The sequence below is a fragment of the Nocardia sp. NPDC003693 genome (assembly GCF_053981095.1).
The window spans coordinates 15,412-40,280 of sequence record NZ_JBSFNO010000036.1 but is presented as its reverse complement, the minus strand read 5'-3'; the positions used below and the strand labels follow the sequence as shown (position 1 = coordinate 40,280).

Annotated in this window: 21 protein-coding genes; 8 read left to right on the top strand and 13 right to left on the bottom strand. The window is 69.1% G+C overall.

The window, feature by feature from the left end; translation table 11 throughout:
- Positions 1 to 185: 185 nt before the first annotated feature.
- The 3 genes from ACWDOP_RS30420 to ACWDOP_RS30410 all read left to right on the top strand — a co-directional run bounded on the left by ACWDOP_RS30420 (position 186) and on the right by ACWDOP_RS30410 (position 3,305).
- Positions 186 to 1,163, top strand: a complete 978-nt coding sequence (locus ACWDOP_RS30420; RefSeq protein WP_456347797.1) for an NADP-dependent oxidoreductase — start codon at positions 186 to 188, stop codon at positions 1,161 to 1,163.
- 134 nt (positions 1,164 to 1,297) lie between these two features.
- Entirely contained in the window at positions 1,298 to 2,458 is a 1,161-nt protein-coding gene (locus tag ACWDOP_RS30415) for an FAD-binding oxidoreductase (RefSeq protein ID WP_454204487.1), read from the top strand.
- Positions 2,459 to 2,519: 61 nt separating this feature from the next.
- Positions 2,520 to 3,305 carry an FAD-binding oxidoreductase gene (locus ACWDOP_RS30410; RefSeq protein WP_456347796.1) on the top strand — a complete coding sequence of 262 codons (786 nt, stop codon included), beginning with the start codon at positions 2,520 to 2,522 and terminating at the stop codon, positions 3,303 to 3,305.
- 33 nt (positions 3,306 to 3,338) lie between these two features.
- Here the strand turns inward: ACWDOP_RS30410 and ACWDOP_RS30405 are convergent, their stop codons facing one another.
- On the bottom strand, positions 3,339 to 4,316 hold the full coding sequence (locus tag ACWDOP_RS30405; protein WP_456347795.1) for an Rpn family recombination-promoting nuclease/putative transposase: 978 nt from the start codon (positions 4,314 to 4,316) through the stop codon (positions 3,339 to 3,341).
- A 181-nt stretch (positions 4,317 to 4,497) separates the two neighbouring features.
- Between ACWDOP_RS30405 and ACWDOP_RS30400 the strand changes: the two genes are divergently transcribed.
- The gene (locus tag ACWDOP_RS30400; protein ID WP_456347794.1) at positions 4,498 to 4,908 is read left to right on the top strand and encodes a DUF7919 family protein; all 411 of its coding nucleotides are present in this window, start codon (positions 4,498 to 4,500) and stop codon (positions 4,906 to 4,908) included.
- A gap of 120 nt (positions 4,909 to 5,028) precedes the next feature.
- The gene (locus tag ACWDOP_RS30395) at positions 5,029 to 5,502 is read left to right on the top strand and encodes a hypothetical protein (RefSeq protein ID WP_456347793.1); all 474 of its coding nucleotides are present in this window, start codon (positions 5,029 to 5,031) and stop codon (positions 5,500 to 5,502) included.
- Between the two features lie 193 nt (positions 5,503 to 5,695).
- Here the strand turns inward: ACWDOP_RS30395 and ACWDOP_RS30390 are convergent, their stop codons facing one another.
- The 7 genes from ACWDOP_RS30390 to ACWDOP_RS30360 all read right to left on the bottom strand — a co-directional run bounded on the left by ACWDOP_RS30390 (position 5,696) and on the right by ACWDOP_RS30360 (position 13,677).
- A complete protein-coding gene (locus ACWDOP_RS30390; RefSeq protein WP_454204479.1) occupies positions 5,696 to 6,868 on the bottom strand; it encodes a globin domain-containing protein in 1,173 nt (390 codons plus the stop codon).
- Positions 6,869 to 7,422: 554 nt separating this feature from the next.
- Entirely contained in the window at positions 7,423 to 7,821 is a 399-nt protein-coding gene (locus ACWDOP_RS30385; protein ID WP_454204478.1) for a heat shock protein transcriptional repressor HspR, read from the bottom strand.
- Positions 7,821 to 8,990: a molecular chaperone DnaJ gene (gene dnaJ, locus ACWDOP_RS30380; RefSeq protein WP_454204477.1), complete on the bottom strand. Its 1,170-nt coding sequence runs from the start codon at positions 8,988 to 8,990 to the stop codon at positions 7,821 to 7,823. Before dnaJ ends, ACWDOP_RS30385 begins: the two co-directional genes overlap by 1 nt.
- A gap of 72 nt (positions 8,991 to 9,062) precedes the next feature.
- The gene (grpE, locus tag ACWDOP_RS30375) at positions 9,063 to 9,668 is read right to left on the bottom strand and encodes a nucleotide exchange factor GrpE (protein ID WP_454204476.1); all 606 of its coding nucleotides are present in this window, start codon (positions 9,666 to 9,668) and stop codon (positions 9,063 to 9,065) included.
- Positions 9,665 to 11,506: a molecular chaperone DnaK gene (gene dnaK / locus ACWDOP_RS30370; protein ID WP_456347792.1), complete on the bottom strand. Its 1,842-nt coding sequence runs from the start codon at positions 11,504 to 11,506 to the stop codon at positions 9,665 to 9,667. The genes grpE and dnaK overlap by 4 nt, the downstream gene beginning before the upstream one ends.
- A 314-nt stretch (positions 11,507 to 11,820) precedes the next feature.
- Complete coding sequence (locus tag ACWDOP_RS30365; protein ID WP_456347791.1) at positions 11,821 to 12,600, bottom strand: DUF1707 SHOCT-like domain-containing protein; 780 nt, start codon at positions 12,598 to 12,600, stop codon at positions 11,821 to 11,823.
- A gap of 12 nt (positions 12,601 to 12,612) precedes the next feature.
- Complete coding sequence (locus ACWDOP_RS30360; protein WP_456347790.1) at positions 12,613 to 13,677, bottom strand: DUF1707 domain-containing protein; 1,065 nt, start codon at positions 13,675 to 13,677, stop codon at positions 12,613 to 12,615.
- Positions 13,678 to 14,121: 444 nt separating this feature from the next.
- On the opposite strand from ACWDOP_RS30360, the gene ACWDOP_RS30355 reads away from it, so the two are divergent.
- Complete coding sequence (locus ACWDOP_RS30355; RefSeq protein WP_456347789.1) at positions 14,122 to 15,027, top strand: LLM class flavin-dependent oxidoreductase; 906 nt, start codon at positions 14,122 to 14,124, stop codon at positions 15,025 to 15,027.
- A gap of 78 nt (positions 15,028 to 15,105) precedes the next feature.
- On the opposite strand, the gene ACWDOP_RS30350 is transcribed toward ACWDOP_RS30355, so the two are convergent.
- The 3 genes from ACWDOP_RS30350 to ACWDOP_RS30340 all read right to left on the bottom strand — a co-directional run bounded on the left by ACWDOP_RS30350 (position 15,106) and on the right by ACWDOP_RS30340 (position 17,689).
- Positions 15,106 to 16,044: an RNA polymerase sigma factor gene (locus ACWDOP_RS30350; protein WP_456347788.1), complete on the bottom strand. Its 939-nt coding sequence runs from the start codon at positions 16,042 to 16,044 to the stop codon at positions 15,106 to 15,108.
- Between the two features lie 187 nt (positions 16,045 to 16,231).
- Positions 16,232 to 17,104, bottom strand: coding sequence for a haloalkane dehalogenase (locus ACWDOP_RS30345; RefSeq protein ID WP_456347787.1), 873 nt, complete (start codon positions 17,102 to 17,104; stop codon positions 16,232 to 16,234).
- A gap of 72 nt (positions 17,105 to 17,176) precedes the next feature.
- A complete protein-coding gene (locus tag ACWDOP_RS30340; protein ID WP_456347786.1) occupies positions 17,177 to 17,689 on the bottom strand; it encodes a MarR family winged helix-turn-helix transcriptional regulator in 513 nt (170 codons plus the stop codon).
- Between the two features lie 112 nt (positions 17,690 to 17,801).
- On the opposite strand from ACWDOP_RS30340, the gene ACWDOP_RS30335 reads away from it, so the two are divergent.
- Positions 17,802 to 19,292 (top strand): MFS transporter, encoded by a 1,491-nt coding sequence (locus ACWDOP_RS30335; protein ID WP_456347785.1) that lies wholly within the window; start codon positions 17,802 to 17,804, stop codon positions 19,290 to 19,292.
- Positions 19,293 to 19,412: 120 nt separating this feature from the next.
- A complete protein-coding gene (locus tag ACWDOP_RS30330; RefSeq protein WP_454204467.1) occupies positions 19,413 to 20,573 on the top strand; it encodes a zinc-binding dehydrogenase in 1,161 nt (386 codons plus the stop codon).
- A 39-nt stretch (positions 20,574 to 20,612) separates the two neighbouring features.
- On the opposite strand, the gene ACWDOP_RS30325 is transcribed toward ACWDOP_RS30330, so the two are convergent.
- Both ACWDOP_RS30325 and ACWDOP_RS30320 read right to left on the bottom strand, forming a co-directional pair.
- Positions 20,613 to 22,286, bottom strand: a complete 1,674-nt coding sequence (locus ACWDOP_RS30325) for a dynamin family protein (protein WP_456347825.1) — start codon at positions 22,284 to 22,286, stop codon at positions 20,613 to 20,615.
- Between the two features lie 520 nt (positions 22,287 to 22,806).
- On the bottom strand, positions 22,807 to 24,648 hold the full coding sequence (locus ACWDOP_RS30320; protein ID WP_456347784.1) for a dynamin family protein: 1,842 nt from the start codon (positions 24,646 to 24,648) through the stop codon (positions 22,807 to 22,809).
- Positions 24,649 to 24,869 lie beyond the last annotated feature (221 nt).

Here is a 24,869-nt window from a genome sequence, read left to right as displayed (position 1 = left end):
GCTCAAGTTCAATATTTTCAGGCCCCGCCGCACTGCACCCTCACGCTACTCGCCACGCAACCGAGCGAATGGCCCGAATCACGGTGCACACGGGGCATATCGGCCTACGATGAGGCCGTTCGTTGACGCATCACCCGCTCGTCCCATGCTCGGCTCGGAACACACCCCGAACGAATGGAGCAGCAATGCGCGCGATCGTGGTTCGTGAATTCGGCGGCAAGGCCGAGGTCACCGAGATGCCCACCCCCGAGGCCGGGCCCGGGACCCTGCAGATCCAGCTCGACGCCGCCGGGGTCAACCCCTTCGACAAGCGCATCATCGACGGCTTCCTGGACGGCAAGCTCCCGCACGAGTTCCCGCTCATCCCCGGGGTCGACGGCGCGGGCGTCATCACCTCGGTCGGCGCGGGCATCGAGGACTTCGGGGTCGGCGATCGCGTGGTCGGCAAGTTCCTGATCCCGCCGGTGGGGCACGGCACCTTCGCCGAGTACATCGTGGTGCCGTCGAACTCGATCATCGCCAAGATCCCCGATTCGGTGACCTCCATCCAGGCCGCGGCGCTGCCCACCGCCGGCATCACCGCGCTGGATCTGGTGCACGCCGCGTCGCTCGGCGACGGGCAGCGGGTGCTGGTGGTCGGCGCGTCCGGTGGCGTGGGTTCCTACCTGGTGCAGCTGGCCGCGCTGGCGGGCGCGCACGTCATCGCCACCGCCCGGCCCGACGACACCGACCGCATGATCCGGCTGGGGGCGGCCGAGGTGGTCGACTACGGGCGGATGCCGGTGGGCGACTCCCCCACTCGCGAGCAGAACTCCCCGCTCTCGGTCGCCGATTCGGTGCGCATGAGCACACCCGGCGGCATCGACGTGCTCTTCGATCTGGTGAGCGATCCGGCCGGGTTCGCCGAGAACGCGGCCCTCGTGCGGGAGGGCGGCGCGGCCTACACGACGGTCGGGTCCGCGGGCGGGGCCGATCTGCGGGGCCGCGGCATCCGGGGCGGGGATTTCGAATCCTCCGGCGGCGCACCGGAATTGCGAGAACTGCTGCGCGATGTGGGCAACGGCGATCTGGTGGTGCCGATCGACGCCACCCCGCCGCTGGACGGAGCGCCGGAAGTTATCGGCGCATCCGGTGCGCGTGGTAAGACGGTGCTCGTCATCTGAGGGCGCGGGGGTGCAAATGGGTGAGCTCCGGCTATATCCGTGCGACCACCGTTTTTTCAGGGATACTTGACGCGGAGGACGCCCTGGAACCGGGTGCGTCCGGGGTACAGCACACGAAAGGAATGTTCGACGTCGTGGATGCGCGTTCGGCAGCGCTGGTCCGCGCAAACTTCCGGACAGTCGTAGAGGCACCGCACGGGCCCGAACGGCTGATCAGCGCGTTCTACGGTCACCTCTTCGCAGAGATTCCCGGCCTCCGGGAACTCTTTCCCTCCGCCATGGACATGCAGCCCAAGCGGCTGATGACGGCCATCCAGTTCGTTCTGGACAATCTCGAGGACTGGGACCGGGCACAGCGCTTCCTGGAGCAACTCGCGCGTGACCATCGCAAGTACGGTGTGGAGGCCGCCCACTACGACATGGCGGGACGGGCGCTGCTCGCGGCGTTCCGCAGCTACAACGGCACCGGGTACTGGAGCCGGGAGCTCGAGCAGGGGTGGCAGGACATCACCATCCTGATCTCGGCGTCGATGGCGATCGGCGCGAACTCCGACAAGTCGCAGCCCTACTGGGAGGCCACGGTGGTCGGGCACCGGCGCGTGGTGGACGATCTGGCCATCGTGCGACTGCAGTCCGACACCCCGATTCCGTATCAGGCGGGGCAGTACGTGCCCATCGCCATTCCGCAGCGGCCGAAGATGTGGCGGTATCTGTCCCCGGCGATTCCGACCAACCCGTACGGCGAGATCGAGTTCCACGTGCGCAAGGTGCGCACCGGCTGGGTGAGTCCCGCCATCATCAACGAGACCGAGGTGGGCGACCGCTGGATGATCGCCGCGCCACTGGGCGGGCTGCACGTGGATCTGCGCAGCCGCCGCGATGTGCTGATGATCAGTTCCGGCACCGGCATCGCGCCGATTCGGGCGCAGCTCATCGAAATGGGCAGGCGCGGCATCAATCCGCGCGTGCACCTGTTCATGGGCGGGCGTTATCCGTGCGATCTCTACGACGTGGAGAACCTCTGGCAGCTGTCGCAGAGCAATCCGTGGTTGACGGTTATTCCGGTGTGCGAGAACGAAACCAATCCGTGGTGGCATCCGTACGCGCCCGCCGATCCGCCGTTCGGCATGCACCGGCGGCTGATCGGTAACCTGGGCGCGGTGGTGGCGAGTTTCGGCGCGTGGGAGGACCGGCAGATTCAGATCGCCGGGTCCGCGCGCATGATCGCCGACACCAAACGGGCGTTGATGGCGGTCGGCACCCCCGAGCGCAACATCAGCACCGATCCGGTGTAGATGGCTCGGGCGAACAGCCCTGCGGGACAATGGTTTTCAGTAAAACTTTCAGGAGTGTGCGGTGACCCTCGACCCCGATCAGACCGGTGAGATCCCCCTCGGCCCGGTGACCGAATGGACAGCCACCGTGGTCGGCGTGCACCGGCTGCGCGAGGACACCACGGTGATCCGCCTGATCGGCGAGTTCGTGCCCTGCGCTCCCGGTCAGTCGGTGGAGGTGCGCACCCCGCAGCACCCGAACATGGTGCGCCGCATGTATTCCGCGCTGCCCCCGTCCCTGGACGGCAAGCTGGAGTTCCACGTCCGCACGGTCCCCGGCGGCTGGTGCAGCGGTTCCCTGGTCGCGGACACCCGCGCGGGCGACGAGTGGCGGATCACCGCCCCCGCCGGCTGGCTCGCGGTCCACGAGGCCGCCGCGGAGTTGATCATGGTGGCCGACGGCGTGGGCCTGGCTCCCCTGCGCGCCCTCCTGCTGGATCTGACCCGCCGCCCCCACCCGCCCCGCACCCACCTGTTCGTCGGCGCCCGCTATCCCCGCGACCTCTACGCCGCCGACATGCTGGCCCTGCTCGGCAACGAACTCCCCTGGCTGACAATAGTTCCCGTGGTGGATTCCGATACGGACCCCGCCCACCCCGACCCCTGGTACGACGAGTGCCGCGTGGACATAGGCTTCCGCCCCGAGGAGCTGGTCCCCGGCCCCCTGGCCGCGGCCCTGTCCCGCTTCGCCCCCCTGGATCACCAGCAGATCCTGGTCTGCGGCGGAACGACGGCCGTGGAGACGACGGTCGACATCCTCGTGGATACGGGCACTCCGTTGGAGAACATCAGGTACGAGGCTTTCTGAGGAGCCGCCGAGCCGGTTCCCGGGACAAGCCGCCTATTCGGCGATTACCTCAGCCAAGCTGGCCGCGGTAAGGACGCGACGCCCCATCTCCTGCAACCGCACCGAACTCTGCGCCCGAATGGCGTCGGCCACAGGATCCGGTACCGGCCCGAACCGCTGCGACAACTGCTCGATCAACATCTCGGCACGGCCCTCGACCAGACCTTCGGCGCGGAGTCGTTCTGCGGTCGTCACGAATGCCTCCTTGATTTCAGGTCCGAGTTGATCGATCACCGGCAGCAGATCATCTACCACAGTATCGCCCACCACAAGGATGTACTCCAGTACACGATCGAGCTCGGTCGTGGTCAGGGTCGTCAGGTCCGCGATCAACGCCGACAGGTCGCGTTCGAGGTGCCGATTTCCCGGTGCGCTCTTGAGCAGCGTCAACGTCACCCGGACCCGCGCCGGACGCCGGGCCAGCAGCGCGGCCGCATCGACCGTGGCCAGATCATCGAGCAGGAAGCCCATCCGCGGCAACACCCCAGACAGCGCCGCCGCCATCGAGGGTTCGACATCGATCAGATCCGCTACCTCGACCGAGTGACTCCACGGCTTCCCATCGGTGCCCGCGTGCACCACGACCGGTATCACCGCCGGCAGTCGCTTCGCGCCGGGGTGCTTTTCCAGGTACCGCTCCCAGATCCGCACCACATACGCCAACATCCGGAACGCCATCAACGGATCGGACTTGCGCTGATGCTCGAGCAACACGTACACCAACGCGTCCCGGCCCGCCCAACGGGTCGCGAACAAGACATCACTGAACCGAGCACGCAGCTCCGCCGAGACAAAACTGCACGACTGCGGCCGCATGCACGCCCAATCTATCTGCGCGGCAACCGCTTCCGGCAGCACCGCCCGCAACTCCCCAGCGACGGCATCCGGATGTGACATCATCTGCCGGAACAGTGCATCGTGCGGTTTGTCCGGTCGCTTCGGATCCCCCGACCCCTTCGGCGTCTTGGCCATGACGGGAAACTACCCGCAAACCAGCACCGTCACAGCAGATTACGCCGATGTCCGAAACTCCCCCTCTCCCACTCCACCGCCCTGATCCTTGGTCCGACCAACTGGACAGTCACAGTGATGCAGCAGGATTCGAAGCATCCGCGCCGAGCAGGTTGGATCCCCCGCAACAGATGATCACCTCATGCATTTCCCGGACCTGAGTCCCTACGTCTACGGCGTCGCCCCTCCCGGAGACGACGTCGCCCTCAACGTCGGTTGGCTTGCGATCGCCGAGCCGTTCACCGTCGGCCGGCCCCCGCCCGGGTTCGTCGACGCCCTCCGCCGCCTGACGAGAGCCCCGGTAGCCAAGACCCGCGGCTATCACTGGTGCGAGTACTGCCTCGCGGACCTCGTCCCGCCAACCGACCCCGCAGCGGACAGGCGGTCCCTTCACCGCGAGATGGAGTCCAGGAACGCACTGGGCAACGGGGAGATCCTCGTCCGAGGTTCGGACGGCACCATCTACCACGCCCCGGTCATGATCGCCCACTACGTCGTCGACCACGCCTACCTTCCACCGGAGGAGTTCGTGACAGCGGTTCTCGACACGTGACCCCTTTCGCATTGCGCCACAACTCAATTGACTATCTGACGAACCACCGAGCTAACCGGCAGCGGGCGCACTTGCGAAATACTCGCTACGACACCTTCCGACACCAGAACGCAGGCGGCAATGCAACTAGTACTCGCGGGGCACAACTCGGGCGCGCTGGAACCGTGGCGCGCGGTGTTTCACGACGACGAGAGGGTCGAATTCCGGGTAGGCAGCCTGCCCGGCATCGGGTTCGCATGTGACGCGCAGATTGTTCCGGCGTTCTTGGCTCATGATCGCTACGGCGGTGTCCCCGACTACGATTCCGCCCAGGTGCTGGTGAACACGCGTGGGGACGGCGGGCCGGGCCTGATCGTCGCGACCCCCATGTACGGCCCGATGACCCGGTGGGAGGGAAGCGAGGACGCGGCCCGTGAGCGTGTCGCCGAACTGTTCGAGGCCAGCTTCGACGAGATCGATCGATACAACTCGAACGCCGGGGGCGACGGTGGAATCAACCGCGTCCTCATCCTGGTCACCGCGATGGGTTTCGAGGGCTTGGGAAGTGCGGCGAGCAGCGGCGGACTCCGGCGCGCCGTCGAGGGGCGAACATGACAGGCAAGTCAAGGCTGGACTGCGGCTGATTCGCCGAGAACCCGGCAGCTCCTCGTTCGGGGCGATGGCTGCCTCATTCGGTTGAAAAGCGCTCGGCGCGAAGGCGTTACGCGACCGGTGCATGAAAGTTGGTGAACCCGCGCCGCTGCCAGTCGTACGACAGCGGCGCGGGGGTTTGGGGGGGGACCCGCGGTTAGAACAGGGGATCGTGGCGGATGTTCTTCGTCGAGATCCCGGCGGCCATCAGGCGGAACTTCGTCGTCTGGACCATCGAGGGGGCGCCTACTATCTGGACGTCGCGGTCTTCCCACGCGCCGAAGCTGGCCACTATCTTGCCTATCTGGCCTACCCGGCGGGGTTCCAGGCCGGGGTAATCTTTCGGCTCCTCCGTCGAGGTGTCGAAGTGCCACCAGGGGTTTTCTTCGCTCTCGGTGACGGGGTGGACGGTCAGCCACTTGTTCGCCTGGGCCAGTTGGCTCAGGACCTCGAGGTCGTAGAGGTCGCAGGGGTAGTGGCCGCCCACGAAGATGTCCACCTTCGGGTTCGAGCGGCGCTGGGTCATCGACATCAGCTGGGCGCGCAGGGGAGCTATGCCGGTGCCGCAGCCGACCATCAGCATCTTGCGGCGGGTGTTGCGGGGGACGCCGAGGCCGCCGAGGGGGGAACCGATCAGCCAGCGCTCGCCGACCTTCGTGTGGCCGACCATCGCGGGGCTCACCCAGCCGCCGGTGACGCCGCGGATGTGGAACTCGATCTCGCCGCTGGGATTCGAGGGAATCGCGGGTGAGAGATAGCGCCACATCCGGGGGCGCGAGGGCACCTGCACGCTCATGTACTGGCCGGCCGCGTACTGCATGGGCTGATCCAGTTGCAGGCGCACGATCGCGAGATTGCGCAGCACCTCGCGATGTTCGATGACGGTGCCCGTCCACACCGGCGGGGTGCTCTCGGAATCGGCGGCGCCGATCATGGTGTCGGCGATGACGCCGAGCCCGGCGTCCCACGCCTGCTCGACCTCGTCGGTCCACATCTCGGTGCCGGCGTAGGCCTGCATGGCGGCCTTCAGTGATTTGGCCACCGCCGCATAGTGTTCGGCGACGACACCGTACTTGCGGTGGTCGCGGCCGAGTTGCGCGAGGAACGGCAGGAGCTTGTTCGGCTCCTCCAGCCTGTCGACCACGTAGGCGATGGCCTTGACGAGCCTGTCGCGCTGAGCGTCCAGGGCCGCGGGGAAGAAATCCCGCACCTGGGGGTAATCGGTGAAGAGGATCGCATAGAAGGATCGAGCGAGTTTTTCGGGGCCGCCCTCCTCCGCAGCAACCGCCTTGAACGTCGTTCTTATCAATGCGACGGTCCGCGAATCCATTTGTGTCACAACCCCATTTCGCACTCGAACACAGGCGAATCCGGCGAGTGCAGTGCTGCGGGACACTCGACAGCAGCCGTTGGTGAGCAAGTGTAGGCGAGGTTTGCCAGCAACGGAACGGGACCTTTCAAACACACCCCTGCAATTCTCTGAAAACCAGGCGAAGGCGAGCAATTACCCCACAAAACAGACTGATCAACTAGGACACGCCGCGCGACACGGGTTTTCACCCATAGATCCTGCGTGATCCGTTTTGCAAGACTCAGAAATCGAGCGACCCCACCGCAACCACGCCGGTTCCGAAATCCCCTTGTCGCTCACGACAAATGAAACAAACTTCGCAATTTCCCAACCGACCGGTCTAATTGTATTACCCAGAAACCTGCGGCGCCACACGCTTGCACCCCACCCGCCATTTTTTCGCTCCCCACAACCGAATCCAGCACATTGCCTGCAACAAACCGCATCAGTGCGAACACCACCGAGCGCTCCCACCCGGAAACGAGAACAGCGCCCCGGATTCCGGGGCGCTGTTCATCACTGACCGACTACCGCTACGGCAGATTCCGCCGATGCCGCGGCTGCCACACCACCAGCGCCGTACTGCGCTGCGGCGGCGACAGATCCGGCCGGTACCCCGCCCGCAACCGCTCCACCTCGGCGCCGAGTTCGGCGACCCGCTGCTGTAGCTCCTCGACCTGATTGGTGAGCTCGATGATCCGTTTGATGCCCGCCAGGTTGACGCCCTCGTCCTGGGACAACCGCTGCACCTCGCGCAGCAGCTGCACATCACGGTCCGAGTAGCGCCGGCCGCCGCCGGACGTGCGCTGCGGCGACACCAGACCCAGGCGGTCATAGGTGCGCAGCGTCTGGGCGTGCATGCCCGCCAGCTGCGCCGCCACCGAGATCAGGAAGTACTGCGCCTCGGTGGCCTTGTTCGGATCATGACTCATTACGCACCTGCCCATCCAGCACGCGGATCGAAGCCACTGGTCTTCTCCGCCTCCGCGTAGCGCCGCAGCGCCTCGGTGGCATCGTCGTCCAGCTTCTGCGGGATCGCGACCTTGACGGTGACGAGCAGATCGCCCGCGCCGCCGTCGCGCTTGGACACACCGCGCCCGCGCACGCGCAGGGTGCGGCCGTCGGCGGTGCCCGGGGGCACCTTCACACCGACCCGGCCCTCCAGCGTCGGCACCGAAACGGTTGTCCCCAGCACCAGTTCGCTGTAGCTGACCGGCAGCACCAGGGTCAGGTCGTCGCCGTTGCGGCCGAAGACCTTGTCCTGGCTGACGTGCACGGTGACGAACAGATCGCCGGGCGGCGCGCCCCGCAGACCCGCTTCGCCCTGACCGGCCAGCCGGATCCGCTGCCCGTCGCGCACGCCCGGGGGGATGCGCACGGTAATGGTGCGGGTCCGGTTCTGGATGCCGGCGCCCCGGCAGTCGACGCACGGGTCGTCGATGATCGACCCGGTGCCCCGGCAGTCGTCGCACGGTTCGCTGAACCCGAACGCGCCCTGGTTCCGGCTGACGACGCCGGTTCCGTTGCAGTGCGGGCACACTCGCGGACTGGTGCCGGGCTTGGCGCCACTGCCGTGGCAGGTCGTACACGCGGCCGGGCTGGTCATGCGCAGCGGCACCGTCACGCCCTGGGCGGCCTCGCGGAAGCCCAGGGTCGTCTCGGTCTCCACGTCGCTGCCGCGGCGCGGCCGCGAGGTGCGCGTGCCGCCCCGGTTGAACAGTCCGCCGAGGATGTCGCCGAGGCCGCCGTCGGCGCCGCCGGGCTGCGCCCCGCCGAAGATGTCACCGAGATTGAAGTCGCCGGAGAACCCGCCGCCCTGGGTGTAGCCACCGCCGGGCGAGAAGCCGCCGCGGCCGAAACCGCCGCTGGCGAAGAGCTTTCGCGCTTCGTCGTACTCCTTGCGCTTCTCCGGATCCGACAGCACGGCGTGCGCCTCGCTGACGGTCTTGAACCGCTCCTCGGCCTTGGTGTCACCCGGGTTCTTGTCCGGGTGCAGGTCGCGGGCGAGTTTGCGGTACGCCTTCTTGATCTCTTCGGGGGTCGCGCCGGAGGCGATACCCAGCTCCTTGTAGAAGTCCTTCTCGAGCCACTCCCGATTCACCGGGCATCCCCTCCTTTCGATTCGATCGACACCGGGACCGGTGTCCGGACCCCGGTCGGGGTCGCTGTCGTATTACTCGACGCCAGCGGCATCGGGACCGCCGTTCGCCGGGTCCGACGCGGGTGCGTCGTTCAGATCTGCCACCGCGTCGGTGACACCGACCAGTGCGTGCCGCAGGACGCGATCGCCGAAGCGGTAGCCCTTGCGCATGACCATGCCGAGCACCGGATCGTGACCCGAGCCCTCGTGCTGCACGGCCTCGTGCAGGGTCGGATCGAAAGGTTCACCCTCCGAACCGAAGTCCTGCAGGCCCTGCTTCTGCAGCGCGGTGACCAGCTTGTCCGCGACGGACTTGAGCGGTCCGGTCTCGAGGTCGCCGTGCGCGCGCGCCCGGTCGAGATCGTCGAGCACCGGGAGCAATTCGCTCACGATGGTCGCCTTGGCGTTGTCGATGGTGGCCTGACGGTCCCGCTCGACGCGGCGGCGGTAGTTGGCGTATTCGGCGGTGAGCCGCTGCAGATCCGAAGTGCGCTCGGCGAGTTCGGCGCTGATCGCGTCGGCGAGGGAATCCTCGCTCAGCGCATCTGCGGCCGAAGCCGCGGCGAATTCCTCCGCCGCGGCCTCGCCTACCTCACCCGAGACCGTAGTCGGCTCCTGCTCCGGGTTCGGATTCGTCACTTCTTCTCCGGCTCCTCGACGACCTCGGCGTCCACGACGGTGTCATCGGCGTCCGGCTGTCCGTTGGCAGAGCCGTTCTGAGCGCCCTGCTCCTGCGCCGAGGCCTCGTAGATGGCCTGGCCCAGCGCCTGCGACTCGGTCGCGAGCTTCTCCACCGCGCTCTTGATGACCGCGATGTCGGTGCCCTTGAGCGCCTCGTTCGCCTCGGCGATGGCCGCCTCGACCTTGGTCTTGATGTCGGCCGGGACCTTGTCCTCGTTGTCCTTGATGAACTTCTCGGTCTGGTGCACCAGCGACTCGGCCTGGTTGCGGGTCTCGGCCTCTTCGCGACGGGCCTTGTCCTCCGAAGCGTGCGCCTCGGCGTCCTTGACCATGCGATCGATCTCTTCCTTGGACAGACCGGAGCCGTCCTGGATCTTGATCGTGTTCTCCTTGCCCGTGCCCTTGTCCTTGGCGGTCACGTGCACGATGCCGTTGGCGTCGATGTCGAAGATGACCTCGATCTGCGGCACGCCGCGCGGGGCCGGCGGGATGCCGGTCAGCTCGAAGGAGCCCAGGAGCTTGTTGTGCGAAGCGATTTCGCGCTCGCCCTGGAAGACCTGGATCTGCACGGACGGCTGGTTGTCGTCGGCCGTGGTGAAGGTCTCGGACCGCTTGGTCGGGATCGTGGTGTTGCGCTCGATGAGCTTGGTCATCACGCCGCCCTTGGTCTCGATACCCAGCGACAGCGGGGTGACATCGAGCAGCAGGACGTCCTTGACCTCGCCCTTGAGCACGCCGGCCTGCAGGGCGGCGCCGACGGCGACGACCTCGTCCGGGTTCACGCCCTTGTTGGGCTCACGGCCGCCGGTCAGTTCCTTGACCAGCTCCGACACGGCGGGCATACGGGTCGAACCACCAACGAGGACAACGTGATCGATGTCGCCGACGGCGATGCCCGCGTCCTTGATGACGGACTGGAAGGGCTTGCGGGTGCGGTCCAGCAGATCAGCGGTGATCTTCTGGAACTCGGCGCGGGTCAGCTGCTCGTCGAGGAACAGCGGGTTCTTGTCCGCGTCGACGGTGATGTAGGGCAGGTTGATCGAGGTCGACTGCGAGGACGACAGTTCGATCTTGGCCTTCTCCGCGGCCTCGCGCAGGCGCTGCAGGGCCATCTTGTCCTTGGTCAGGTCGATGCCCGAGGACGCCTTGAACTTGTCGACCAGCCAGGTCACGACGCGCTCGTCCCAGTCGTCGCCACCGAGGTGGTTGTCGCCGGAGGTCGCGCGGACCTCGACGACGCCCTCGCCGATGTCGAGCAGCGAGACGTCGAAGGTGCCGCCACCGAGGTCGAAGACCAGGATGGACTGTTCCTTGTCGCCCTTGTCCAGGCCGTACGCCAGCGCCGCCGCGGTGGGCTCGTTGACGATGCGCAGGACGTTGAGGCCCGCGATCTGGCCGGCTTCCTTGGTCGCCTGGCGCTGCGCGTCCTCGAAGTAGGCGGGGACGGTGATGACCGCGTCGGTGATCTCCTCACCGAGGTACGCCTCGGCGTCGCGCTTCAGCTTCATCAGCGTGCGCGCGGAGATCTCCTGCGGGGTGTACTTCTTGCCGTCGATCTCGACGGTCCAGTCCTCGCCCATGTGGCGCTTGACCGAACGAATCGTGCGATCGACGTTGGTGACCGCCTGGTTCTTCGCGGGCTGACCCACGAGAACCTCGCCGTTCTTGGCGAAGGCGACGATCGAGGGGGTGGTGCGCGAACCCTCCGAGTTGGCGACGACTACCGGCTCACCGCCTTCGAGAACGGCGATGACCGAGTTCGTGGTCCCGAGGTCGATACCGACCGCACGAGCCATGGTGTTTCCTCCTAGTTGATTACCTGCGTCCATGCCACTGGACCGACCCCGCGGGGTGGTCCACAGCAACACTGAGCGTGGTCGGCTCAATCCTGCATCGATCTCTGTCCCGATGCAACTCTAACTTGAGTCGAACTCACTCAACTTGTGTCTGATCTGCACCAACGAGCGACCTCAGAGATGTATTCCCGGGTGCGAAAAATTTCCCGGAGCGGTGGGCCGAGGGTCATTGTGTGCATACCGAACGGTCTCTAACCAGGGTTCGGAGCCGGATTGTGATAGAAGGACGCGCAACTTTCGGCGCGGCGGTCCGGTTACTTCCCGTCTTCGGGGAACACCTCGCGCGGTTCGCCGGCGAAGGTGAGTTCCATGTGCCCACTCCGGGTGCCGTCGGTGACATAGACGGTCACCACCGGACTCTTGTCGGTCGCCCCGGACGGCCGCTGAATCGAGATGTGGCTGATCGCGCCGCCCGGCACCCTCAGCGTCTCGGTCGCGCCCGCCAGCACGGCCGCGATCGCCCGCACGTCGATCCCGGTGAGCTGGAACGATTCGGTGCTGCCGCTGCGCGAGCTGGTCGAGGAGTTGCCGAAGCGACCGTTGCGATAGTCGAGGTCCTCGGTCCGGTTGCCCTCGACCGGGCGATCCACCGAGACGAACTCCGGGTACATCGTCACATCATCGACCGGCGAATCTCCGTATTCGGCCTGATAGGCGGCCAGGAAGCTGCCGAATCCCGCCCCGGTCGTCGCGTCGGTGCGCGCGGTGCGCGGCGGGTCGGGCTCGCTGATCCAGCCGAAGAACGAGCCGAGCAGCGCGGCCACCGCCACGGTGCCCGCGGCGGCGATCCAGCGCCGGCGCGGCAGTCGGCGTTCCGGGCGAATCAGCGGGGCGTCCACCAGGTTTCGCGGAATCTGAAGATCGGAGATGAGCGCGTCGAGATCGCCGAAGGTCCGCGCCCGCATGGCCGCGGCGGTGCGCTGGGTGTGTTCGGACTCGCTCAATTCGCCTGCGGCGCGGGCGGAATCGAGCAGCGAGCAGGCGTCGACCCGATCGGAGTCGCGGACCCGCAGGCCGGAATGCTGAGAAACCATCGTCGCCTCGCTCTAGCCCTTGAAGGGTGATGTCCGCAGGATCGCGCCGCCGGGCGTGGCGGTCAGGTTGCCGCGCTCCTCGAAGGAGTTGTCCACGTAGACGCTGAGCACCGGCGGCCCGCCGCGCTGCGGCTCGAAGCCGATGTGGCTGACCGTCCCGTTCTGGACCTTCAGCAGCGCCGGGGCCTCGGCGAGCAGTTTGTCCAGGGCGGCGGTGTCGATCTCGGCCAGGTCGGCGGTGGGGGTGTCGGTCTTGCGGACCGTGGGCGCGGTGCTCAGATCGAAGCCGCTGCGATAGGTGTACTTGGCCACGCGGTTCGGCTGCGGCGCCTGGGTCACCGAGATGTGCGCCTCGAAGAAGTCGACCTCGTCCACCAGGGTGGTGCCGAACTTGGCGCGGTAGTCGTCGCGGAACTGGGCGATACCCGCGCCGGTGACGAAGCTGGGCGTTCCGATGATCTTCGGGGTGATGACGCCCAGATCCACGATCGGCGGTGGCGCGGGCGGCGTCTCGGGCTGGTGCGCCCACACGAACGCGCCCACCGCCGCGACGAGGCTGACCGCCACCATCGCGACCGGAAACACGAAGCCGCGCACCGACGTCGGCGGCCGGGCGTCGGCGGGGGTGCCGACCGGGCGCTGCAGATCGTCGGTGAGGTCGGACAGCTCACCCAGGCTCTTGGCCTCGTTGGCGAGGTCGGTGAGGGCGCGGTGATCCTCCGCGCGCAGCTGCCCGTCGCCGAGCGCGGCGTCGAGCAGCGCGCAGGCGGCGGCCCGGTCCTCGTCGCGCGCGCGGGTGCGCGGCGGATACCCGCCGCGCCGGCTCGGCCGCGCGGTGGGCACCCGGGTCTGCGTCGCGCCGGGAGTGGCCTGCAGATCGGCGACGAGCCGGTCCAGCTCACCCAATGTCCGTGCGTCCCTGGCCCGTTCGGACCGGTCGTGATACTCCGCCGCCCCGAGCTGCCCCTCCTCGTAGGCGGCGTCGAGCCGCGCCCGGACGTTGACGCGGTCGACGTCCCGCGCCCGCATGCGCCCGGAGCTGGCAGAACCCGACGTATCGGACGATCTCGCACTCACAAGCGGATGGTAGCGGCCCGGCGGCCCGGGGTGCGCGGCAAAGCCCGCGGCGGGTGGCGGAACGGGCGCGTGACGGACACATGGACCCACGGCCGGAGAGTTCACGCGCGGCACAGCGGCGCGCGCCCGAGCCTGAGCCCGCGACCGCAGCCGGTGGCGGACGGCGAACAGGTCTCGTCATGGAGCGAACAGGTGGCAGGTAGCGGCAGGGCAGCGCCGGGATGGGGGCATGGGAGTAGAGGCACTCCTCGAGTCCGGGCCGACTCCAGACCTGCGTGCGGAAACTCGCAGCCGCACAGGGGAAATGGCGGAGCGGACCCGGGCCGGGAGTGGCCGTCGCGCGACGCGCCCGGGAATCAGACACGCGGAGTGTCCGAAATACCCGGCTTTCGAACGGTCTGGGAAAAGATCTAGCTCAGTTGTCAGCCCAGCTCAGGAGGCCAGATGGGAGTGCGGTTCGGCATCTCTATCCCGCCCGTGGCAGCCGCGCTGGCGGATGTACTGGACATGACGAGGGCGGCCGAGGACGAGGGCCTGGATCTGGTGGGCATACAGGATCATCCGGGTGCGCCCGAACGCGGTGACGCCTTCAGCGTGCTGGGACCGGCCCTGGAGACGACCAGACGGATCACCCTGTACTCGGGCATCGCGGCGATGCCGCTGCGGCGGCCGTCGATGCTCGCCAAACAGGCCGCCACCCTCGGCCTGATCAGCGGCGGGCGGTTCGAACTCGGGGTCGGCACCGGCGCTTTCGACGAGGGCGCGCTCGCCCCGAGCGGCCCGGGCACACGCGGCGCGGCCGCCCTGAGAGCCCTGTCCGAGGGTATGGAGATCATCCGGTCCGCCTGGAGACCGGGACAGGTCGTCACCGTGCGCGGCACCGAGTACACGGTCGCCGGCGGTCCGGGCGGACCCGCGCCCGCGCAGCGGATGGCGCTGTGGCTCGGCGCGGCGGGCCCGCGCGCGCTGGACCTCATCGGCCGCGCGGCCGACGGCTGGGTCGCCCCGCTGCCGACCTGGCTGCCCCGGGAGCAATGGCGCGGCGCGCAGGATCGCATCGACGCCGCCGCGCGGGCGGCCGGGCGCGACCCGCGAACCATCGCCCGCATGGCCCCGCTGCCCGGGGTCATCGACGATCGGGCCGGGCATTCCCGGCCGCGCGGGGCCGAGTCGATCCGGGGCTCGGCCGCACAGTGGGCGGAGATCATCGCGGAGCTGCACCGCGAGGCTCGCTTCGACACCTTCATGTACTGGCCGGCGAGTCTGGATGTGGATCAGGTCCGGCGTTTCGCGCGCGAGGTCGTACCCGCGGTTCGTGAACGGCTCGGCGCGGTGGCCATGGCCGGATAGGGCGCCAGCGGTCTCCCTCGCAGCGCGCGACAACCGCACCGCACCGGGGACTTCCGGGCACGATCCCTGCCGGGCACGCTAGCCCAGCAGCGGAAAGCCACCGGATTCCAGGAGCGCGGCGATGGCGTCGACACGTGCGCGGGGGACCGCGTAGTCCGGGTGGGCGCCCAGGATCGCGGCCGCGTCGTGCAGGCGGACCATCTGTCGTTCGGCGTCGGCGACGGTGCGCCCGTCCGGGGTGATCGGGTGGCCGGCGAAGGCGGGCGCGCGCGGATTCACCCGGCCCAGGCTCAGCGCCCGGTCCACCCGGCGCGAACACCGGCACGGCGCTTGTGGATTGGCGAGCCCGCAGTTCGCGGTGAGGAAGTTGCCGAGCCGCTTCTTGGCGCGCTCCAGGCGTTTTCGATACGCGGCCGGGGTGACATCCGCGATCCAGGCGGCCTCGGCCGAGCTCAGTTCGAAGATGTCGGAGAGCACGAAGGCGATCCGCTCCTCGCGGCCCAGGCACTGCAGCATGGCCTGACTGCAGTTGAGCCGCACCTCGTGGGTGAGCAGCACGGCCTCGGGTCCCCGGTAATCCTGTTCGGCCAGCCCGTCCCGCAGCCCCTCCCCGAATTCGTCGAGGCTGAGCTGATTCGCCTCCTGCGGGGTCCGGCGCCGCAGATTCAGCAGGTAGTTGACCCCGATGCGATACGCCCAGGTGAGCAGCTTGGCCTCGCCCCGCCAGGTGCGCAGGCTCCCCACCGCCCGCAGCAGGATCTCCTGCGCGGCGTCCTCCGCGTCGGCGGGCCGCCACACCATACGCAGCGCCAGCCGGTAGATCGGGTCCTGCAGCAGCCGAACGACATCCGCCACCGCCGCCCGGTCCCCCGCCACCGCCCGCGCGACCAGCTCGCGCTCGGCCGCGTCCGGACCGCGCTCGGCGGCAACCGGGTCGGGCTCCACAGCAATCGAATCAAGCCCGGCATCCACCGTTTCCGGCTCGACGGGTTCGGGAGCGCCGGGCTGTATCGACATACCGCCAGCTTGTGCAGGCTGTCCCCGGGGCGCAAGGGCTTTCGCCGGAGATCACCGGAACGTCGGGCCGGACCCACGTCGGGCGGCCGAGGGGGCAGGCACCCGGCCACGTCGAGATTCGCCGCCCCGGCAGGGATCACGGGGCGAAGCGTGCTCCGGCCCCGTGATCAGCCCTGCCACGGCGATATCAGGCTACCGCCCGCGCGGCGGTGAGCGCGTGCCGTCGCAGCCACTCGGCCACGGCGGCCCCGATCGCGTCGGGCTGATCCTCCGGGCAGTGGTGTCCGGCGGGGCCGATGTTCACCGTCTCGACGGACGCGAAAGTCCTTGCCGCCCACTCGATCGCCTCCGCGGAGCCGAGGCCGACGCCGTGCTCGACGCCCATGATCAGCTTGGGCACCTCGGGCGAGTCGGCCATCCAGCGGCCGTAGTTCTCCATGATGGCGACCACGTCGGCGGGGTCGCCGTCGAGCGGGAACTCGCGGGGCCACACCAGCATCGGCTTGCGCGAGGCCGGGGTGGGATACGGCCTGCGGTATTCCTCGAGCGCTTCGAGGGACAGGCTGCGGGTGGAGGCGGGGAGGTTGAACTCGATGAACATGTTCTTCTCCAGCACCATCTCCTCCCCCTCCGGAGAACGGAAGCGGCGGAACAGTTCCGCGCCCTGCGGCGGCATCTCCGACCAGCTCAGCGGGCGCAGGAACGTCTCGACCACGGCGATGCCGCGCACCCGCCCGGGATGCCGCGCGGCCCGGTCCATGGCGAGCGCGCCGCCCCAGTCGTGGCCGACCAGCACCACCTCGTCCAGGCCGAGCGCGTCGAACCAGGCGTCGAGGTAGCGGGCGTGGTCGGTGAAGCGGTAGTCGCTCTCGGGCTTTCCGGAGTCGCCCATGCCGACGAGATCCGGTGCCAGCACCCGCGTTTCGCCGCTGACGTGCGGAATCACGTTGCGCCAGATGTAGGACGAGGTGGGGTTGCCGTGCAGGAAGACGACGGGGATGTCACCGCTGCCGGTGTCGGTGTACGCCAGGTACGAGTCGAGTACGTCGATGGTTGCCATGCTGCGTGTCCTTCCGGGTGAATTGCCTTCACCCGGTTGGACACTCACCGGCGGCGGCTGTGACCGGCCGGGTCAGTGAGTTGGGTCACAGCCGTCCGGCGCTCGCCGATCGACCGTCAGACCGGGATGCACACCGGGCGTCAGGCCGTTGCCGACGGCGGCGCGCTGCAGCAGCGCGACGAGCACCGCGCGTTCCTCCGCCCGCAGCGGCGCGAGCAGTTCCGCGTCCAGTTCGCTCGCGATGCGGGCCGACTCCACCAGCAGTTCGGTGCCCGCGGGCAGCAGGTGCACCGCGTGCGCGCGCCGATCCGCTGGATGCCTGCGGCGTTCGACCAGACCGCGCTTCTCCAGATCGTCCACCAGGCCGACCATCACGTTGCGATGGATGCCCAGGGCCTCGCACAGCTGCTGCTGCGACTGCCCGTCGTTGGCCTGCAGTATCCGCAGCATGCCGTGGTGCTGCGGCTTGATCCCCAGCGGCGCGAGCAGCTCGCCGAATCGGCTCGCACTGTGAGAACCCAACTGCCCCAGCAGGAATGCCGGATGCGCGGCGAGCGGCGAGAGTTCGGGAGCGGCATCGGTCACCGCCCCAGCCTACATGAAGGCACCACAAATGATTGCCCTATTGCGTGATAATCACTTCATGTGCATAGTTTGAGAGGTCGCCAAACTCCCACCGATTCGAAGTGAGCTCGCCGTGGAATCCGACACCGTTCCGACAACCCTCGACCCCCGCCGCTGGATTGCCTTCGCCGTGATCCTGGCCGCCGGCTTCATGGATCTGCTCGACGTGACGATCGTCAACGTCGCCGTCCCGAGCATTCAGCAGGATCTGCACGCGGAGTACGCGCAGATCGAGTGGATCATCGCCGCCTACGTCCTGTCCTTCGCCGCCGTCCTGATCACCGGCGGCAGACTCGGTGACATCTACGGCCGGAAGCGGCTGTTCCTGCTCGGCATGGCGGGCTTCACCCTCGCCTCCGCGGCCTGCGGGCTCAGTACCGATCCGGCCATGCTCATCGCCTCGCGCTTCGTACAGGGCGCCATGGCCGGGCTGATGGTGCCGCAGATCCTGGCCATCATCCGCGTCACCTTCCCGAAAAAGGAGCGGACCAAAGCCATCGCCATCTACAGCGCCGTCGGCGGTTCCGCGTCCGCGGTCGGGCTGTCCCTGGGCGGACTGCTGGTGCAGTGGGATCTGTTCGGCCTGGGCTGGCGGCCGATCTTCCTGGTGAACATCCCGGTCGGCGTCGCCGCGTTCGTCGCGGCCGCGATCGTCATGCGCGACTCCAGGTCTCCGGTCGCGCCGCGCCTGGACATCGCCGGCATGGTGCTGGCCGTCTCGGCGGTCATGCTGCTGATCTACCCGCTCGCCGAGGGCCGCCGGCTCGACTGGCCCTTGTGGACCTTCCTCATGATGGGCGCGGCCGCGGCGGTGTTCGCACTGTTCATCGCCTACGAGCGGCGGCGGGCCCGCACGGCCGGATCCCCGCTGATCGATCTCGGCCTGTTCCGTTCCCGCGCCTTCACCGTCGGCCTCGGCGGCTGGCTGCTGTTCTGGATCGGCTTCGGTGGCTTCTTCCTCATCTGGACGCTGTTCATGCAGGCCGGACTGGGCTGGTCACCGATGCGCGCGGGGCTGACCGCCATGTTCTTCGCGGTCGGCGCGGGTATCGGCGCAGGCGTCTCGGTGAGTGTGCTCGCACCGCGCCTGGGCCGCTGGGTTCTGGTGGGCGGCGGCGTGATCGTGGCCGCGGGCTTCGCGCTCTACGGCTGGATGTGCGTGGAATACGGCGCCGGATTCGCTTCCTGGCAAATGGTTTTCCCGCTGATCGTGACCGGTATCGGCTTCGGGTTCGTGGTCGCGCCGACCATCGACATGCTGCTCGGCCAGATCCCCGATCGGGAGGCAGGCGCGGCGTCCGGGCTGCTCAATACCGGTCAGCAATTGGGCCTCGCGCTCGGCGTCGCGCTGGTCGGCATCGTGTTCTTCGGGCAACTCGACAATGTGGTGGCGACGAGCCCCGAGGCCAATGCCGCGAATTTCGCGCACGCCTTCGACCACACCCTGAAATGGGGCATCGGCCTCATGGTCGCGGTGTGCGCGGGATTCTTCGCCCTCCCCCGGGACACGCGACCTGCGCCCGCCGCCGAACAGGCCCGCGCCGAGGCGCTGACCCCGGCCTGATATCGCTGAAACGGCCCACGAATTCCGGCGAAATGCCGAAACCGTGGGCTGTTTTCGCATTCTCGGGCCGGGGAAGGAGAACAATTCGAACTGTCCACGAACTTCGACAGGAGTCAGCTGATGCGCGCGGTGACGGTAACCAAGGGCGAGTTCCGGGTCTCGGAATTGCTAACACCCACTCCGGGAGCCGGGCAGGTGCTGATCGATGTATTGCGCTGTGGCATCTGCGGATCCGACCTGCACGCCAGACTGCACTGTGACGAGCTCGCCGATATGGCCGTCGCCACCGGATACGAGCATTTCATGCGCTCGGATCAGAGCGTGGTGATGGGCCACGAATTCTGCGGCGAGGTGGTCGATTACGGCCCCAAGACCCGCAAGCGCTGGAAGCCGGGCACCCGGGTGGTCTCGCTGCCGATCCTGCGGAACGGCGACCAGCCGCACCTGACGGGGCTCTCGGCCGCCGCGCCCGGCGGCTACGCCGAACAGGTGCTGGTCCAGGAATCGATGACCTTCCCGGTGCCCAACGGATTGTCCGCCGAGCACGCCGCGCTGACCGAGCCCATGGCGGTGGCCTGGCACGCGGTGCGGCGCGGGCGGGTGGAGAAGGGGCAGACGGCGTTCGTCATCGGCTGCGGGCCGATCGGGCTGGCGGTCATCTCCATGTTGAAGGCGTCCGGGGTGCGCACGGTGGTCGCCAGCGACTTCTCGCCCCGCCGACGGGAACTGGCCGCGCGCTGCGGGGCCGACGTGGTGGTCGACCCGGGCGTGGATTCGCCGTGGACCTCCGCGCCGCGCAAATCCGGCATCAGCGGCGTCACCGACGTGCTCAATCTCGGCTTCGACGCCATGGAGAAACTGCGGCGGCTGCCGAATATCCCCTGGTGGTACGTGTTCCGGGCCGCGCACACCCTCAACAAGGGGCCGACGGGGCCGGTCATCTTCGAATGTGTCGGCGTGCCGGGAATGATCGATCAACTGCTGACGGCTGCCCCGCCGCTGTCGCGGATCATCGTGGTCGGGGTGTGTATGGAATCCGACGCGATCCATCCGGCCATGGCCATCAACAAGGAGATCGAACTGCGCTTCGTGCTCGGCTACGACCCGGGCGAGTTCCGCGACACCCTGCACATGATCGCCGAGGGGAAGGTGGATCCGGCGCCGCTCATCACCGGGACCGTCGGGCTCGACGGGGTGGATTCGGCGTATTCGGCACTGGCGTCGCCGGATTCGCACGCGAAGATCCTCATCGATCCGCGCAGCGCGGCCACCGCGCCGTGAGCCCGCCGGGGAGCCGGGCGCACCGCCCGGGTCCCCGAATCAGCGGCTGTGCCCGCTGATTCGCGCGAACGGCGTGGTCGGCGGCTCGTGCAGGACGTCGAGCAGGCCCTCCGCGCTGCGGACGGCGGTCAGGCAGGCGTTCGCCAGGAACTGGTCGGCGAGCGGATGGCGGGCCCGCGCCCGCCACTTCTGCACCGCGGCCAGGGCGGCCGCACGCTGGACGGGCAGATCCGTCCCCGCCGGCAGGTCCAGGCGCAGGTGGGTGGCCACGCCCGCGCCGCCGACGAGCCGGTGCAGTTCGGTGAGATCGGCCGGGGGCAAAGGCAATTCGCCGGTGCGCAGGTGGCCGAGCAGGCGGAGTTCGGCGAAGCCGTGCACATCGGCGAGCAGGGTGCGCACGCGCGGGAGCAGGGCGTCGGCGGTCACGCCGGGATGCGCGGCGAGGATGCGGGCCAGGCCGGTGAGCGCCGAATGCGCCTTCAATTCCTCGGCGCGCTGGGCGAATTGCACGTCGAGCACGGTGCGGAGTTCTTCGAGCCCGGAGCGCCGGGTGAGTTCGGCGGCGAGGGCGGCGGAATCGCGTACGCCCAGGCGAACGAGGGTGACCGCCAGGCGAATACCGAACAGGCCGAAGCGGGCGGCGAGGTGGGCGCGCAGGTCCGGCGGCACCGGCAGTGTCGAATCGGGGCGGGCGAAGCGATCCGCCGACAGCAGCGCCACGCTCAGCTCGTCCACGGGAACCGCGGCCAGCGCCTCGAAGGCCGCGTACTCGCGCTGCCGGAGGGTGGCGGCCGCGAAGGCGAGCAGGCCCGCGACCGGAATCACCGACTGGCACAGGCCGGTTCGTTCGAGCTCGCCGGCGAACCGGGCGGCCACGTCCCGGGCGGAGTGCAGGGCGTCCAGCCCGCCGGCGCCTATCTCGTCGGCGCGAGAGACGACGCCGATGACGCCGAGCGGTCCGGACGAGCGCGGGGAATGCGCTGTCCGCGTCGGCTGGTGGTCGCCGCCCGTACTGTGCGCGACGCCACCGGCAGCTAGGGGGACGTTGCCGCCCGGAGCGTGGGCACTCGCCGTCCCCTCCGCTGCGGTGTCCGAGCCGATGCGTTCGAGGAAGTCGATGTCCGCGGAGTCGAGGCGGCGCAGCAGGTAGATCACGGCGTCGGCGCTCGGCAGCGTGGCTCCGTCCGCGCCTGGCGCCAGCAGCCGTGCGGTGCGCGCCGACACGTCCCGGGACAGCGACGAGATGCCGGGGGTGTCGACGATGGTGGTGCGCTCCAGTTCCGCCGAGGGCCAGTGCACTTCGAGGTGATCGACCTCGCGCACGCCCGGCGGCTGCCAGCGCGGCGCGGTGAGATCGAAGGTCAGCCCGTGTGCGCCGGCGAGCCCGTCGACCCCGCGGGTGCGCCGCACGACCACGTCGGCGCGCGCGCCCTCGCGGGAGTGGGCGGTGACCCGGGGCGCGACGCCGTGGCGGTACCAGGTCACCAGGCGGGTGCACTCGGTCGCGTCGGTGGGGGCGATGTCCTGTCCCACCAGCGCGTTCAGCAGGGTCGACTTGCCCGCCTTCAGCTGTCCGGCCAGGGCCACCCGCAGCGGTTCGTCCAGGCGGCGGGCGCACGCGTCCACCTGTGCGCGCGCCTGCTCGCCCAGGCCCCGGCGCGCGGCCGCCAGCAGTCCGCGGGTCTCGGCGCCCAGCCCGAACCCGGTGTTCACAGCTTCCACTCCGCACCTCCACGCGTCGCAAACCTGTCGCCCGAATCGGTGTCCCCGTTAGCAACCCGACAATCGGGCGAACACGGACACGGGGGCCGCGATCGACGGCGACGCGCGGTGCCGCCCGCCGTGCGTGGGCGCGAGCCTTCGCCGGCCCGTGCACGAGTGTGCCGGTGACGACGGTGCGATCGCACGATTTCCGGGACGCGATGTGTCGCGACGGTCGAGGCGCGATGTCCCGCGGGGTTCCCGAAGGTCTCCGGCGGCATGAGATCTGCGACGCGGCGGCGGGCGCCCGATCGGATCGGGCGGGACCGGCGCACGTGCCGTGCGCCGGTCCAGGCGACAGCCCACACGGGCCGATCGCGTCACCCGGGTGGCGCAAGCTGCGGGGCAGGCCGTGCGGCGATCCCTGAGCAGTTGCGCACCGGTCCGCCGCTGCCGCGGCCTTTCGATTTCCTGATGAATCTCACCGAGACCCACACGCACCGGCGCGCCACGGGCGGAACTCGGCGACGCGTCAGGAAGCCGGCGGCAGGGCGGTGTGCGGCGCGGCTGGAGCGAGGAGGGCGTCGGCGCGGCGGCGGAGATCGGCCACCGCGTGCAGGCGGCGTTCGAGGGTCGCGGCGCGCGTGCTGCGGGCGGTGGCTTCGAGGGTCGCGGCTTCCTGGGCGGCGCGCAGGGATTCGTCGAGCGAGCGCAGGGTGCGGTCGGCGACGGCGGTGAAATGATCGCGCAGCAGACGGTGGACGCGGTGCAGGCGGTCCTTGGTCTCCTTGGCGGTGTGGAAGGCGACGTCGTCGAGGTAGCGCCGGACGGCGATCTTCGCGTCGGCGCGGCGCTTGAGCAGGCGGGCCTGCTTGTCGTCGCGGAAAGCCTTGCCGCCCAAGATCAGGCCCGCGCCCAGGGACAGCGGGTTGACCAGTGACAGGCCGGCGAGGGTGCCCGCCAGGCCGGCCATGACGACGCCGCCGTAGGAACCGCGCACGCCGACCAGGAGCTTGTGGCCGAAGCCGAGGTCGGGCTCCAGATCCGACAGGGTGCAGGAGCCGGATCGGGAGACGTTGCCGTCCAGACCTTCTCGTACGTCCGGCAGGTCGACCGCGCCGATCTCGGCGAAGTGCTCGGCGACCCGCTCGGCCAGCCGGACCGCGCGGGTGCGGGTCCAGAGCAGATTGTCACCGACGGCCGTGCCGACGGTGCCCGAGAGCCATTCCTCCACGGTGTCCCAGTGCCGGCCGGGGTCGTTCTCGTCGATCCAGTCCTCGGCGGTGCGGGCGATGTCGCGCAGGCGATTACGCAGGTCGTGGTCGATGTCGCCGACCAGGTCGGTGATGCCGTCGCCGAGGGTCTGCTGCCAGACCGCGGTGCGGCGGCGCAGCTGTTCGGCGGCGGTCTTGGCGGCGTGCAGTTCACCGATGGCGGCCGCGCCGCGTTCGGGGTCGCGCAGCGCCACCAGCTCACTGCCCAGGGCGAGCGCGAGATGTTCCGTGGCGGAAGCGATGTCGACGGCCGCGGTGCGTACGAGCGCCGCCTCGTCCCGGGCGACGACCTGCTCGCGCAGGAACCCGAACACCGGGCCGAACCCGGACTCGCGCCCGAGCTGCTCGTCCTGCAATCGCAGCGCGTGCTCCCGCAGCAGAGCGGACACAGGCAGGATCGGGATGTCCAGCCCGGCGGTGGCCAGATGCCGTTGATCGGCCTCGAACACCTGACGCCAGTGCGGATACAGATCCACCTTGGCGAGCAATACCGCGGTGGCCGGGCACAATTCGCGCACCTGTCGCAGCAGCTCCACCTCGGGCTCGGTCAACTCGGTGGACGCGTCGGTGACCATCAGGACCGCGTCCGCCGTGGGCGCGCCGGCCAGCACCGCAGCCGTCCCCCCGCCCCCGTGCGCACCCAGCCCCGGCGTGTCCACCACCACGATCCCGTCGGCCAGCAGCCGGTTCGGCGTCCGCACCTCCACCCCCAGCACGACCCGCCCCCGCGCCGCGCCCCGCCCCGCGACCACCTCCGCCAACCGGTCCCCCGCCACCTCGATCCGGCCCGGCTCCTCCCCCTCGGCCCCCGCGACCACCAGCTCGACCAGCTCCCGCTCCCCGTACGAGAGCGTCACCGCGACAACCCCCGCCGAATCATCCCCAACCACACACAGCCCCGAGTTCACCAGCGCGTTGACGAACCGGCTCTTCCCCTGGTTCCCCAACCCGCACACCACGATCCGCCGCCGCGGGTCCCGCACCCGCCCCGCCACGATCCCCAACCGCCCCACCAGGTCCCCCCGCCCCGCCTCCCGCGCGACCCCCACCGCTTCCCCCAGCACCTCCAACAGTCCCCCGCGTCCCACCCCCGCGCTCACCACACCCTCCGTCCCCGACGGGCCCCGCCGGAGTGGTCGGACGCGGGGGTTCGGCCGCTTCGAAGGTGGGTGGCCGGGAACCCCTGCACGGTCCCGCCCGCCCGAATCGCCGACCGCGCACCGGGTATCCCGTGTTGGTGCACCCTCCCGGGTAGAGCACCACGACACATGTTCGCCTCCTGCGACATCCGCGAATCGCCACCTTCGACTTAGTCCCACCG

Bases quoted from the DNA above. Each gene is read 5' to 3' on its own strand.
- ACWDOP_RS30330 (WP_454204467.1), top strand. From the start codon at position 19,413: ATGCGCGCGGTGACGGTAACCAAGGGCGAGTTCCGGGTCTCGGAATTG.
- ACWDOP_RS30395 (WP_456347793.1), top strand. From the start codon at position 5,029: ATGCAACTAGTACTCGCGGGGCACAACTCGGGCGCGCTGGAACCGTGG.
- ACWDOP_RS30400 (WP_456347794.1), top strand. From the start codon at position 4,498: ATGCATTTCCCGGACCTGAGTCCCTACGTCTACGGCGTCGCCCCTCCC.
- ACWDOP_RS30365 (WP_456347791.1), bottom strand. From the start codon at position 12,600: ATGGTTTCTCAGCATTCCGGCCTGCGGGTCCGCGACTCCGATCGGGTC.
- ACWDOP_RS30420 (WP_456347797.1), top strand. From the start codon at position 186: ATGCGCGCGATCGTGGTTCGTGAATTCGGCGGCAAGGCCGAGGTCACC.
- ACWDOP_RS30385 (WP_454204478.1), bottom strand. From the start codon at position 7,821: ATGAGTCATGATCCGAACAAGGCCACCGAGGCGCAGTACTTCCTGATC.
- ACWDOP_RS30405 (WP_456347795.1), bottom strand. From the start codon at position 4,316: ATGGCCAAGACGCCGAAGGGGTCGGGGGATCCGAAGCGACCGGACAAA.
- ACWDOP_RS30345 (WP_456347787.1), bottom strand. From the start codon at position 17,104: ATGGCAACCATCGACGTACTCGACTCGTACCTGGCGTACACCGACACC.
- dnaK (WP_456347792.1), bottom strand. From the start codon at position 11,506: ATGGCTCGTGCGGTCGGTATCGACCTCGGGACCACGAACTCGGTCATC.
- ACWDOP_RS30355 (WP_456347789.1), top strand. From the start codon at position 14,122: ATGGGAGTGCGGTTCGGCATCTCTATCCCGCCCGTGGCAGCCGCGCTG.
- ACWDOP_RS30350 (WP_456347788.1), bottom strand. From the start codon at position 16,044: ATGTCGATACAGCCCGGCGCTCCCGAACCCGTCGAGCCGGAAACGGTG.
- ACWDOP_RS30390 (WP_454204479.1), bottom strand. From the start codon at position 6,868: ATGGATTCGCGGACCGTCGCATTGATAAGAACGACGTTCAAGGCGGTT.